The sequence below is a fragment of the Mordavella massiliensis genome, assembly GCF_016902415.1.
GTDB classification, from domain to species: Bacteria; Bacillota; Clostridia; order Lachnospirales; family Lachnospiraceae; genus Merdimonas; species Merdimonas faecigallinarum.
In genome coordinates this window covers 1-13,103 of record NZ_JACJLV010000017.1, presented here as the reverse complement: position 1 = coordinate 13,103, position 13,103 = coordinate 1, and the positions used below count along the sequence as shown (strand labels likewise).

Annotated in this window: 9 protein-coding genes; 1 reads left to right on the top strand and 8 read right to left on the bottom strand. The window is 50.3% G+C overall.

The window, feature by feature from the left end:
* Positions 1-24: 24 nt before the first annotated feature.
* Genes ligA through H6A13_RS06530 form a run of 6 tightly spaced genes read right to left on the bottom strand, consistent with a single transcriptional unit; the run spans position 25 to position 6,567 of the window.
* Positions 25-2,010, bottom strand: a complete 1,986-nt coding sequence (gene ligA, locus H6A13_RS06555; RefSeq protein WP_204908818.1) for an NAD-dependent DNA ligase LigA — start codon at positions 2,008-2,010, stop codon at positions 25-27.
* A complete protein-coding gene (locus H6A13_RS06550; protein ID WP_204908817.1) occupies positions 1,958-2,704 on the bottom strand; it encodes a pseudouridine synthase in 747 nt (248 codons plus the stop codon). The genes ligA and H6A13_RS06550 overlap by 53 nt, the downstream gene beginning before the upstream one ends.
* The gene (locus H6A13_RS06545) at positions 2,688-3,884 is read right to left on the bottom strand and encodes a DHHW family protein (RefSeq protein ID WP_204908816.1); all 1,197 of its coding nucleotides are present in this window, start codon (positions 3,882-3,884) and stop codon (positions 2,688-2,690) included. Before H6A13_RS06545 ends, H6A13_RS06550 begins: the two co-directional genes overlap by 17 nt.
* Positions 3,885-3,892: 8 nt before the next feature.
* Positions 3,893-5,290: an MBOAT family O-acyltransferase gene (locus H6A13_RS06540; protein WP_204908815.1), complete on the bottom strand. Its 1,398-nt coding sequence runs from the start codon at positions 5,288-5,290 to the stop codon at positions 3,893-3,895.
* Between the two features lie 15 nt (positions 5,291-5,305).
* Positions 5,306-5,800 carry a DUF4358 domain-containing protein gene (locus tag H6A13_RS06535; RefSeq protein WP_204908814.1) on the bottom strand — a complete coding sequence of 165 codons (495 nt, stop codon included), beginning with the start codon at positions 5,798-5,800 and terminating at the stop codon, positions 5,306-5,308.
* On the bottom strand, positions 5,800-6,567 hold the full coding sequence (locus tag H6A13_RS06530; protein WP_204908813.1) for a GDSL-type esterase/lipase family protein: 768 nt from the start codon (positions 6,565-6,567) through the stop codon (positions 5,800-5,802). Before H6A13_RS06530 ends, H6A13_RS06535 begins: the two co-directional genes overlap by 1 nt.
* A gap of 207 nt (positions 6,568-6,774) precedes the next feature.
* On the opposite strand from H6A13_RS06530, the gene H6A13_RS06525 reads away from it, so the two are divergent.
* Complete coding sequence (locus H6A13_RS06525) at positions 6,775-7,287, top strand: DUF5721 family protein (protein ID WP_243424748.1); 513 nt, start codon at positions 6,775-6,777, stop codon at positions 7,285-7,287.
* 358 nt (positions 7,288-7,645) lie between these two features.
* Here the strand turns inward: H6A13_RS06525 and htpG are convergent, their stop codons facing one another.
* On the bottom strand, positions 7,646-9,727 hold the full coding sequence (gene htpG / locus H6A13_RS06520; RefSeq protein WP_204908812.1) for a molecular chaperone HtpG: 2,082 nt from the start codon (positions 9,725-9,727) through the stop codon (positions 7,646-7,648).
* Positions 9,728-9,912: 185 nt separating this feature from the next.
* Positions 9,913-13,103, bottom strand: a 3,191-nt coding sequence (locus H6A13_RS06515) for an ABC transporter permease (RefSeq protein ID WP_204908811.1), incomplete at its 5' end; no start/stop codon positions are given.

The window sequence follows — 13,103 nt, the reverse complement described above, 5'->3', positions numbered from 1 at the left end:
TGGTTCTTTTCCAGCCGCTTCCCATCACTCGCCGGCCTGCGCGGTCCCTCCTTCGCGGACCATCTGAAGGAAGGTCTCTTCTGAGATAATGGGAATCCCCAGTTCATTTGCTTTTTTGTTCTTGGAAGATGTGGATGTCACATCATTATTGATCAGATAATTGGTTTTGGATGTCACCGAACCGGTCACCTTTCCCCCCAGGCTCTCGATCAGTTCCTTGGCCTCGCTTCGGTTGGCAAAATGCTCCACACTTCCGGTAATGACGAAATTCACTCCTGCGAAGATCTGCTTTGCTTCGCCGGCCTCTTCCTCCGGGATCACCAGTTCCTTTAACAGGTTCCGGAATCTTTCCACATGATCTTTCTGGGCAAAATACCCGGTAAAGGCGCCTGCCAGCACTTCTCCCACACCGGAAATGGCGCTTAGATCCTCTTCTTTTGCCTGGAGCAGCGTTTCCACATCGTTATGAAATTCTCTGCAGATCATTTTCGCATTGGCAAGGCCGATGCCCGGGATCCCGATCCCGTAGATCACCCGCGCAAGAGTGGTGGTTCTGGCCTTTTCAATGCTGTCCATCAGATTCTGATAAGACTTTTCGCCAAATCCTTCCATCTGACAGATCTCCTCCTGGTAACGGTCCAGATGGAAAATGTCTGCATATTCTTTAATATAACCCATCCCGATGAATTTTTCCAGTGTTGCTTCTGACAGCCCCTCGATATTTAAGGCGTCCCGGCTGACAAACAGCGCAAAGGATTTTACATGCTTGGCCTGACAGTCCGGATTGGTGCAATACAAAGTCCTGGCGTTTCCATCCTGGCGGATCTCTGTCTTGCCGCCACAGACCGGACAGGCAGACGGGATATCTTTTACTCCGCTCCTGGTCAGATTCCGGGCGATCTGCGGAATGATCATGTTGGCCTTGTAGACTTCGATGGTATCGCCTGCGCCAAGCTCCAGATCCTCCATGATGCTGATGTTGTGGACACTGGCACGGCTGACTGTGGTTCCTTCCAGCTCCACCGGTTCAAAGATCGCCACCGGATTGATAAGCCCGGTCCTGGAAGGGCTCCACTCGATCTCCAGAAGCCGGGTCTTGCGCACTTCATCGGCCCACTTAAAGGCATAGGAATCCCGGGGGAACTTGGAAGTTCTTCCAAGGGACGCGCCATAGGCAATGTCATCATAGGTCAGCACCAGTCCGTCGGAAGGGAAATCATTGTCTGCGATCCTGGCCGCAAACTCCTCCACCGCAGCGCGCACCGTATCTCTTGTCACCATCCGGTATTCTACCACCTGGAACCCCTGGCTTTTCAGCCACTCCATCTGCGCCTTCCTGGAATTATGGAACTCCACGCCATCCGCCTGTACCAGCGTAAATGCGTAGAATTTTACATTTCTCCTGGCTGTGATCTCGTTATTTAACTGCCGCACCGAACCGCTGCAGAGATTCCGCGGATTCTTATATTTTGCGTCGGCGTCCGCGATCTCCTGATTGATCTTTTCAAAATCCCGGTAGCCGATCACCGCCTCGCCCCGGAGGATCAACTCTCCCTGATAGGGGATCTTCAGGGGAATATTGCGGAACACCCGGGCATTGGCCGTCACCACTTCGCCCACTTCGCCGTTTCCTCTGGTCACGGCTTTGTAAAGCGCTCCCTCCCGGTAAGTGAGAACGATCGTCAGCCCGTCCATCTTCCAGGACATTAAGGCTTCCTGTTCCCCGACGAACGCTTCCAGCTCCGCCACGTCTTTGGTTTTATCCAGGGAGAGCATGGGCCTCTCATGCCGTTCTTTTGGAAGTTCACTTAACACTTCGTACCCGACATTGACGGTGGGACTGTTGGAAAGTGTAGTCCCCAGCTCTTTCTCCAGATCCAGAAGTTCATCATAGAGGCGGTCGTACTCATAATTGCTCATGATCTCTTCGGCATCCTGATAATACGCCTTCCCCGCTTTATTTAAGATCTCTACCAGTTCCTGCATCCTGGCCAGCTTTGATTTCTCCATATAACTCCTTTAACTCCTGCTCACTTAATTCTCTGACATCTCCGGGCTTCATATTTCCAAGGCGGATATTCATGATCCGCACCCGAAGGAGCCGTTCCACCTTGTATCCGCACGCTTCGCACATCCGGCGGATCTGCCGGTTCAGCCCCTGGGTCAGGGTAATGGAAAAGGTATACTTTCCAATAGCCTTTGCCTGGCAGGGCCTGGTCACCTCATCCAGTCCTTTTTCCTCATCCCGAATATGCACGCCTTCCCGCATCTTTTTCAGGAACTCCTCCGTCACCGGACGGTCTACCTTCACCTGATATTCCTTTTCATGCAGAAATCGGGCCCTCATCATCCCGTTGATCAGATCCCCGTCATTGGTCATGATGAGAAGCCCTTCTGAATTTTTATCAAGCCTCCCGGCATAGGTTACCCGGATCGGATAGTCCAGGTAACGGATAATATTCTTTTTTTCTCTGCGGTCTTCGGTACACACGATCCCTGCCGGCTTATAGACTGCCAGCACAACCTTGCGGTTTTTCTCCCGGATCTCCTTTTTCCCGACTTTCACCACCTGCCCGGGCTCCACCTGCATGCCCGGCACCGCCTTCCGGCCGTCTACCGTCACCTTGCCGGCCTGGATCAGCCGGTCCGCTTCCCGGCGGGAACAGACCCCCGCTTCACTTAGGTATTTATTCAGTCTCGGCATTTTCCAACACTCCGCTGATACTGTTATCTTCCACAAACGTGTTTCCGTTATACAGGAACAATACACTGGTAATCTTATTATTCTCCATAATCTCATGGATATCCCCATAATAATAACGGGGATCCACCATAAAGATTTCCCGGTAGTAAGGCGTCAGGAACGGCACCAGACTGTTGGCGTAAGAATCCTTTACGATCAGCAGCCGGTCTGTGCTGTCCGCTGTGGTGCGGATATCGATCAGTCCGCTGTTACCGCCAAGGAACATGGCATATTTATCCTTTTCCTTTAATTTGGAGGTATCATAAAGAGTTGCCTTCTTTTCCTGCTCCTCTACATAACTTACTACAACCTCCGGCCCGGTTCCCTCTTCCTTGGGAAGATATACATACATGGGTTCCTCATAGCCGGTCTCATAGCCGCTGGTTGCAGACAGGGTGCCATTGAAGGAATCGCTGACTGCGTAAGGCTTAAGTTCCACTTCCTTGGAGGTATCCAGCTGGAGCGCCTCAGCAAGCGCCTCATATCCATATTTCGCCCCCAGTGAAGTCCAGTGATGGTCCGTATGATAATAAATATTTTCCGACTTGTGATCTTTCATCGCCGAGCTGACGTCCACCCAGGTCAGATGACCTTTCAGCGCCTTCTGGATCTCGGCAAAATCCTTGTCCTGATCTCTGGTCACCGCAAAAGACGGCAGCTTATCTGACAATACATTTGCTGCGTTGGGCACCAGCATCATATACATGGGAATATCCGGATAGGCTTCCTGGAAACTGCACATGGACGCAAGGTTATGCTCCATCTGCTCCTGATTCGGAGTCTTGATGTCCTCCATCAGATACTTGCTCTTCCCTTTATAGACGCCGTTGGACTCCCGTTTGCCCATAAGAAGATCCACCCTTGTTTTTAACTGTACCCACAGATCCCGGCCGGCGATCTGATCGGACTGGTAAGACTCGTATTGTTCCATGAACCGTCCGCTCTCAATGCCGGAAAGCGTAAGCTCCGGTTTTTGCTCCAGCATACGGTTTTCCTTTTCAGAAAATTCTCTGCTGGGCCATACAATATTTAAAAGGCAGATCAGGAACAGCAGGATAAGAAACATCCTGGCCATCCAGAGTTTTCTGCTTTTTGCTCTCTTATTCCTAGAATTTCTTCTTCTCTTTCTACGCTCTTCCATAATTGCTCCTAAAATCTGAAATATAAGAACGGATTATAGGTTTCGGTTACCAGATATGCAACGCACAGCAGGAACATTCCCGCATAGATCACCACATCTGCCACCGGTTTACGCCGTCCCACATATCTTTCATATACACCGTATACCAGCGGTGTCGAAGACACGATCGCAATCACCCAAAGCCCCAGGTTCGAGATCAGAAGATACAACGCTTCCCCGTCCATGAATCCGTGGCCGCCTGCTCCAAACATCAGCTTCAGATACTCCAGCGCTCCTGCAAAGGACGGACTGAAAAACAGCACCCAGCCGACCATAACCAGGACCAGACTGTAAATGTGCCTCAATACTTCCGGAAGTTTATCCAGCACACGGTGGAAGAAATACTTTTCAAAAATCAGGATCACACCGTAATAAAGACCCCATGCCACAAAGTTCCATGCGGCTCCGTGCCACAGACCGGTCAACAGCCATACCACCAGAAGATTGCGGATATGCTTTGGTACGGGCACACGGTTTCCGCCCAGCGGAATATAGACATACTCCCGGAACCAGCTGCTCAGGGAGATATGCCATCTCCTCCAGAATTCCGTCACGCTCTGGGCGATATACGGATAGTTAAAGTTCCACGGGAATTCAAATCCAAACATTTTACCAAGGCCCACCGCCATATCGGAATATCCGCTGAAGTCGAAATAGATCTGGAAGGTATAAGCCAGACATCCCAGCCACGCCGTCACTACGGACACATCTTCCGGCGCCATGCCGGATACATTGGTATAGATCATGCCCACCGTATTGGCCAGAAGTACTTTTTTTGCAAGGCCGCGGATAAAATACATCACGCCTTCTCCGAACCTTCCCCAGTTCTCCTCACGCACATGGAGCTGCTCGTCAATCTCCGCATACTTTACGATAGGTCCCGCGATCAGCTGAGGGAACATCGTAACATACAGGGCAAAATCCATCAGGTTCTTCTGCACGGGAACATTTCCCCAGTATACATCTATAATGTATGATAAAATCTGGAATGTATAGAAGGAAATTCCTACCGGAAGCGCCACTTCCTGGAACGGGATCTCCACCGGGAGCACCGCATTCAGGCTGTTCAGTACAAATCCTTCATATTTGAAAAATCCAAGCACGCACAGATTTACCACCACATTAAAGATCAGGCTTTTTCTGGCCGCCCGCTTATTTCCCAGATTTCTTGCGATATCCAGTCCGCTGATGTAATTAAACAGGATAGAAAACATCATCAGGAACAGATAGATCGGCTCTCCCCAGGCATAGAAAAGAAGACTGGCCAGAAGGAGCACCGGATTTTTAAACTGCCTTGGCAGCACATAATATAAAATTAATACAATTGGTAAAAACGTAAATAAAAATACGATACTGCTGAATAACATGCCAACCTGATTCCTTTACAAACTTTTCTTAAACGCTTCCAGCGCCTTATCTGCATCCTTGGAAACTACAAACAGGAAATAATTTCCTCTGGTATCCAGGATCGCGGCATTGAGAAGCTTCGTCTGGTTCACGCCATAGCCTTCAAAACTGGTCTTCTGCGTTTCCAGTCTCTGCTCGGCCGCCGCCTCTATCTGCTCGGCCTGCGACTCATCTTTCATCTTTACGATCAAAAGCTCGTCCACACTCATGATATCATTAGGAATATAGAGCGCCGCGCCGTCAAGATCCTGGACGTTCAATCCATAGAACCGCTTCAGATCCTGTGTGGTCCCTTTATCCATCCCCTCCTGGGATATGACCGCAAGTGTATTTTCCTCCAGGGTTTTAATCGGCACATCATCCGCACTTTCTCTGGAAAGAAGGAACACGATGTATCCGATAAAAACCAGAACCATAAAATATTTCAGTATATTCAGCAGATCCAGCCTGCCGTCCTTATGTACTCCCATTATAATCCTGCAACCTCCACCATACGGTTTACCCATTCCGTATAAAACTCCGGCGCCATATGTACGCCGTCCTGCGAATAGTATTCTTCTTTCACCAGGTCTGTATTGTCAATAAAGGTAATCTCCAGTTCTTCACAGAGCGCCTTCAGCCCCTCATTATACTGAGGGATATTGGCATACGGCGGCTCCGCCTCGGCTTTGGCCTGCTGTACCGGAAGGATACTGTTTACATAGATGGCTGTATCCGGAAGGGAGGACTTCAGGTCCTCCAGCACCTGACGGTAAGCGTCCAGGAAAGATTGCTGGTCTGTCACCATCATGTCGTTCATTCCGTAAGAAAGGAAGATTACCTGAGGTGCCAGTGATTTTGCCTGCTCCACCTGGCTTCTCATCAGGTCGCCGTTTCCATTTACCACTCCTGCGCCCTTCTCTGCCAGTACCTGGCTTGTGTTAAGCACCTCATATGCAGAAAGTCCCTGGGCAATCGAATCGCCAAGAACCACCGCATTGGCAAATTTTTCACTTGGAGGCCGGTTCGCCCATTCTTCATCCGACTCCCGTTCCTCTGCTTCCAGTTCCTGGATCTTTTTATCGACTTCTGTTACGTCTGTCTCTTCCATCTTCGCCAGACGTTTCAGGCCTTCGCTGGTATCTACTTTCTGATTCATCAGCCAGACCACCAAAAGAATGATCCCGACGATCAAAAGGATTCCCGCCGCCGGGACCACCACCCGGATGGCCGCTTGTTTTCTTCTGTCTATTTTCATGACTGATCACTTTTTCTCCTGTTATTTCCGCATGCAATACGCCGATTCTTCGACACAGTACGACATATACACATACTTCATTTTATTATACTATTTACTCCCACAAAAGTCAAACTTATGTTATAATAGAATGTCAGAATCCACATGAGCATAAAAATGGGGTGCATATCCCACATCTATCAGATATACAAAAAGGAGCCCGACCACATGAATGTCATCACCTTATCACCAAAAATCTGTATGTCCCATCTCCTTCTTCTGGAGACCTTCGACCGCTTCCTCTTTATCGAAGGAAAGATCACAACCTTTAATACCTTTGAAATAGACGGTTTTCTGCAGAAAGACTTTTTCGACACTCCGCCGGAATCCGCCTACTCCCGCTGGAAGGATGTGCGGGACTTTTGTTTCCGGCTCATCAAGGGGAAACGGACCCCTTTGAGCTTCAAGATCGTTCTGTCGCTGCCTCCGGAGCAGTTTGCCGCCTTCCTTAACTCCCGCAGCCTTTCTTCCTACCGTCCGGAAGAGGTCCAGGGGCTGTACCTGAACTTCCATTATGACGGAAGCAGCCTGACCTGCGTCTCCGGCGTATCCCTTCACACCTTCCGCCTGGACAAGGATCTGGAGCGGGAATGGGACCGGTACGCAGAAAAGATGCTGGAAAAAATGGCGCCGGGAACCGCGTTGGAAGAAGATTCCAATATAAACCGTACCAAATCCTGAAAGATACCGCTATGCTGATATAATGATTCATTTAACCGTACTTTTTTTTGGAAAATACGGTTTGTTATCCAAAACAAACTTCTAACCGTATAAAAAGCGTAACATGTACGGCCATATCCGAGAAATTTCAGTTTCAACCGTATATCAGGTCGAATGAGCACGGCTGCTAAACGAAAAGGCAGAACATAACCGTATGGCAGCAGCTGGAAGCACGGTTACGGATAAAGAATAACGAGAACTGTCCGTCAAACAAAGGAAAGTCAAGGGATTGGTTCTCTGGCATCAATAAAAGAATCCCGGAAACGGCAGCGATTTTACTCCGTTTCCGGGATTCTTTTCCCTTATAAGTTCTGTTATTTTACTTTGTCAACAGCATCATAATGTCATTGCTTCTCTGTACAAATGCAGTCATTTCTTCCGGGCTCAGCGGCTTGTGGGCCAGCATAGCCAGATCATAAAGCTGCTTGCAGATCATGCCGGTGTTTTCTCCGTCCTTATGCTCAGATACATACTGTACCAGCGGATGGTTGGCGTTCAGGATCAGCGTAACCTCTCCGCCCATTCCCATGCCCATATCGGCCATGCCGTACATCTTCATCATTTCCTGCATCCGGCGGCTCTGCTCGGACAGGGTGATCATGGCAGCTACTTTTTCATCTTTCAGCTTCTCGGTCTTGACTTCCAGTTTGTCATTGCCAAGCTCCTTGCGGAAGATCTCGGTCAGATCGTCCGCCTTCTTCTGGAATGCTTCTTTTTCTTCCTCGCCCACTTCCTCTTTGGACTGATCACTCAAATCAGCGTCAATGCGCTGGAACTGGATTGTGGGATATCTCTGTTCCAGAAGAGTGATAAACGGGGAGTCAATGTTGTGGCCCAGGATCACCGCATCCTGTCCCTGGCTCTTAAAGAGATTGATATACTGGCTCTGCTGGATCTCGTCGGTCACATAGAAGATCGTGGTCTTCTGCTCCTCCGCCTTTTCACCATTTTCACCGGTCTCGCCAGATCCTTCGCCGGTCTCTTCTTTCTTTTCTTCCTCCGGCTTCTCCAGAGTTCCGCCGTTTGCCTCCACATAATCCTTCAGTGTCAGATATTTATGATCCAGGTTCTTAAAGAGGATGGCGTCCTTCATCTTGTCACAGAATTTCTCGTCCTTCAGACATCCGAACTTGATAAACGGGCTGATGCTATCCCAGTATTTCTCATAGTCTTCTCTCTTGGTCTTGCACATGCCGGCCAGCTTGTCTGCCACCTTCTTGGCAATATAATCCGCGATCTTATTAACAAATCCGTCATTCTGCAGTGCGCTTCTGGACACGTTCAGCGGCAGATCCGGGCAGTCGATCACGCCCTTTAATACCATCAGGAATTCCGGGATCACTTCTTTGATATTATCCGCGATAAATACCTGGTTATTGTATAGCTTGATGGTTCCCTCGATAGAGTCATACTCCGTATTGATCCGCGGGAAGTACAGGATTCCTTTCAGATTAAATGGATAGTCCATATTCAGGTGGATCCAGAACAATGGCTCCTTGTAATCCAGGAACACCTTGCGGTAAAAGTCCTTGTAATCCTCATCGCTGCACTCATTGGGATGTCTGGTCCACAGAGGATGGATATCGCTTAATGATACCGGGCGCTTCTGGATCTTTACCTTCTCCTTTGCCGGCTCTACCTCTACCATCTCTTTTTCGCCATTTTCATTTTCTTTTTCTTCCATTTTAGCGTCTTCATGGATGTGCTCAACCACTACATCGTCATCCTTCAGATCCGCCTCATCGATGGTTTCATACTCCGGATCCGCATTTTCTTTGGACAGGAAGATCTCCACCGGCATGAAAGAACAATATTTCTCCAGCACCTCTCTGACACGGTACTCATTGGCAAACTCCAGGCTGTCGTCATTGAGGTAGAGGGTCATGGTTGATCCCACCTCTGTTCTGGAGCCTTCGTCCATCTCATACTCTGTGCCGCCCTGGCTGACCCAGTGCACCGGCTTTGCGCCTTCTTTATAGGAAAGCGTGTCGATATGCACTTCATCCGCCACCATAAATGCAGAATAGAAACCCAGTCCGAAGTGGCCGATCATGTCATCCTCCGTCGTCTTGTCCTTATATTTCTCCAGGAACTCTGTCGCGCCGGAAAATGCGATCTGGGTAATATACTCCTCCACCTCGTCAGCGGTCATACCAAGACCATTATCGATAAACTTCAGCGTCTTTTCCTCTGGGTTGACCTCCACCTTGATCGCCGGCTTATAGTCGTCCGGAAGTTGGTACTCACCCATCACATCCAGCTTTTTCAGCTTGGTGATCGCATCGCATCCATTGGAAATCATCTCACGGACGAAAATATCATGATCCGAATAAACCCATTTCTTTATAATTGGAAAAATGTTTTCACTGCTAATTGATAAGCTACCTTTTTTTGCTGCCATCATTATCACTCCTATTATTCATTATGATCATCACGGGAAACTCCCGTTTTTTTCATCTAAAGGATATGATAATACCAGCAAAAACAAAAGTCAATAGAAAATTAGCACTCTTTTTTAATGAGTGCTAACAATGGATGGGGACGGGGGATTTTCAGAAATCCCCCGTCCCCATCCATATTTTCATTTTATTCGATACTTTTTAGTGACTCTACCATATCGATCTTCCGCAGTTTGTAAAACATAACGAAGTTTACGATCATGGAGAATGCGATGGTAAAGGCCAGACTGTACAGGTAGCTGGGCATGTTGATGACCCGGCCGAACATGGCGGCGTCTACTTCTACGGTCTCGATCACGAAGATGTGAAGGACTTTTCCAAGGATTACGCCCACGCCTGCGCCGATAAAGGTCAGCAGGATATTTTCCCTGTAGACGTATTCTGCTACCTCCAGATCGTAGAATCCCAGCACTTTCAGGGTTGCCAGTTCCCGCTGCCGCTCTGTGATATTGATGGTATTTAAGTTGTACAGTACCACAAATGCCAGCATTCCCGCAGAGATGATCAGTACCACAATGACCAGGTTCAGGCTTCCCAGCATGTCGTCCAGCTGTTTTTCGATGTCATGCATGTAGGTTACGCTTAACACTTCGTCCCGTGCCACAAGCTTTTCGCCGGCATCTTCGATCTCTTCTTTGGAATCCTCCGGGTCCGTCTGGAAGAAGATGCAGTTATATTCCGGAGCTTCTCCTGTCACCTGTTCGTAATACTCCGGCGTCATGTACAGGTAATGTGCCATGTAGTTTTCGCAGATATGCTCGATCTTCAGTTCATGGGTTCCGGTGTCTTCATCCACAAGCTCGATGGTGTCGCCTTCCTCCGCGTTCAGAAGCTTCGCTGTCTTCTCACTGATAATAGCCCCGTTGTCGGAAAGATGATATTCCTCCTGGCTGACTCTGTCATGGAAATTAAAATATCTTCCCACTTCGCCGGTGTCGGCGAGGATCGTCAGATATGCGTCATGCTCGTATCTTCCATGCTCCAGGGTTACATTCATCATATAGCCGTCCATATAATGGCTGATGTCCGGATTTTTCTTCATAAATGCATCCAGATTCTCCCGGTCTTCCTCCGTCACATCGTCCTGCAGGTAGGCGCTGCCGTCATAGGTCTGGATCTCTTCATACTGAATGTCCGCGATCTCATAGATGGAATCCCGCAGGCCAAAGCCCACCAGCATCAGGCCCATACATCCGCCGATCCCGAATATGGTCATAAAGAACCGCTTCTTATAACGCATCAGGTTGCGGACCGTGGATTTCCAGGTGAAGCTCAATCTCTTCCAGATAAATGTTACACGCTCCAGGAAGACCCTCTTGCCGATCTTGGGCGCCGGCGGCCGCATCAGCGCGGCAGGCTGATCGCCCAGTTCTTTGTAGCAGGCGTACCAGGTGGCAAACATGGTGCAGGCCAGAGCTGCCAGAGAGGCCATAGCCGCATACCCCCAGTCGTAGGGCACCAGGATCTCCGGAATGTGCTGATACATAATGCCATAAGCGTAAATGATAATGTATGGCAGCACTTTTTCTCCAAACAGCACGCCCAGGATACTTCCGCCCAGCGTAGCCACGAACGCATACCCCAGATATTTGGCGGCGATCGCGGATTTGTCATACCCAAGCGCCTTCATGGTTCCGATCTCGATCCGCTGCTCTTCTACCATACGGGTCATACTGGTCAGACTGATCAGCGCCGCCACCAGGAAAAACAGCACCGGGAACACCCGTCCCAGCGCCCGCATCCGGTCCGCATTCTCTCCGTATCCGTCGTACTCCGGCAGATTTCCTCTGTCATACAGATACCAGTCCGGGTCTTCGATCTTATCGATCTCTTCCTGAGCGTCGGCAATCTCCTGCTCCGCATCAGCAAACTCGGCCTCCGCCTCCGCCTTTCCCTCTTCATATTCCTTCTTTGCATCGGCAAGCTCCTGCTCGCTCTCGGCAATCTTGGCCTCCCCGTCCTTTAACGTCTGCTCCTGGGTCCGAATCTCGGCCCAGCCATCATCGATCTGCTGCTGGCCGGACTGGATCTGACCAAGCGCGCTGTCCAGCTGCGCTTTCGAAGCATCCAGGGTGGCTTTTGCCGAAGACAACTGAGCTGCGCCGTCAGAAAGCTGCTTCTTTGCCGCCTCTATTTCCTGAAGTCCCGCCTGGTAGCCAGCCTCGCCTTCCTCCAGCTGCGTTTTCGCGGTATCCGCCGTCGCCTGAAGTTCTGCCCGCTCTGTCTGCGTCTGTGTCAGAGTTGCCTCCAGAACTGCCAGCTGTTGTTCCAGTTCTTCCTTAGAGGGAGGCGTTACCTGCCCTTCTCCGTCCGGATTCTCACCGGTCTCTCCGCCTGGGTTCTCACCAGCCTCTCCGCCCGGATTCTCACCCATGGCCGCCAACAGATCCTTGATCTTCTGTATATTTTCTTCCAGTTCCGCGATCCCCGCATCATACCCGGCGAGTCCGTCAGCCATCTGCTGATACCCGGCCCAGCCCTCATCCAGCTGCTGCCGGGAGGCTGCAAGCTCCTCTTCTCCCTGCTGGATCTGGGCCTCGGCCCCGGGCTTCCTTGCCTCATATTCCGCCAGGCCGCTTTCATACTCCGCCTGACCCGCCTTCCACTGCGACAGGCCGCTTTCGTACTGGCTCCTTGCGTTGTCAATCTCTTTCTGGCTTGCGGTAAGCTGTGCTTTGCCGTCTTCCAGCTGCTTTCTTCCATCCTCCAGCTGTACTTTGGCGTCGGCAAGCTGCTTTTCTCCATCAGCAATCTGGGCGGCCGCGTCAGAAAGCTCCTGATCCGCCTCCGCGCGTCCGTCCTCCAGTTCCTTTTGTCCCTCGTCGATCTCTTCCTGCGCATCCGCGAGGATCTCCTGCTTCCGGATCCGTCCCCGCTCACCGGTGATCTCCTCGATCCGGTCCGACACTTTCTGTACCTTATCTTCATAAGCATCCGTATAGGCAATCTCGTCTGCCGCGCCGGCCACTTTTATGTACGCTTCAGAATAGGTCTCCATGGCAAATGTTTTGGACGGCACTAGCATAAATCCGCTGATACTTCCGCTTCCGATGGTGGCGCTTCCCCGCTCAAAAGAGACATAGCAGGGGCTGCTGGCCAGCCCGACGATCTCATAGGTATCTGTCTTCAGCGTATCCTCCAGCGGGTCACCGGTGCCGGACTTTAACGTCACCGTATCACCCACCTTATATCCCATATCCGCATCCATCAGACACTCGCCCACCTTCTCGGGCATCCGGCCTTCCAGCACGTCGGGCTGGTTTACCTTGTCTGTCAGACTCATCACATGAAATACGTACTGCCGGTCCTCGGTATCAC

Excerpts from the sequence above, each read along its gene's own strand:
- H6A13_RS06540 (WP_204908815.1), bottom strand. The coding sequence starts at position 5,290 with ATGTTATTCAGCAGTATCGTATTTTTATTTACGTTTTTACCAATTGTA.
- H6A13_RS06545 (WP_204908816.1), bottom strand. The coding sequence starts at position 3,884 with ATGGAAGAGCGTAGAAAGAGAAGAAGAAATTCTAGGAATAAGAGAGCA.
- H6A13_RS06525 (WP_243424748.1), top strand. The coding sequence starts at position 6,775 with ATGAATGTCATCACCTTATCACCAAAAATCTGTATGTCCCATCTCCTT.
- htpG (WP_204908812.1), bottom strand. The coding sequence starts at position 9,727 with ATGGCAGCAAAAAAAGGTAGCTTATCAATTAGCAGTGAAAACATTTTT.
- H6A13_RS06530 (WP_204908813.1), bottom strand. The coding sequence starts at position 6,567 with ATGAAAATAGACAGAAGAAAACAAGCGGCCATCCGGGTGGTGGTCCCG.
- H6A13_RS06535 (WP_204908814.1), bottom strand. The coding sequence starts at position 5,800 with ATGGGAGTACATAAGGACGGCAGGCTGGATCTGCTGAATATACTGAAA.
- ligA (WP_204908818.1), bottom strand. The coding sequence starts at position 2,010 with ATGGAGAAATCAAAGCTGGCCAGGATGCAGGAACTGGTAGAGATCTTA.
- H6A13_RS06550 (WP_204908817.1), bottom strand. The coding sequence starts at position 2,704 with ATGCCGAGACTGAATAAATACCTAAGTGAAGCGGGGGTCTGTTCCCGC.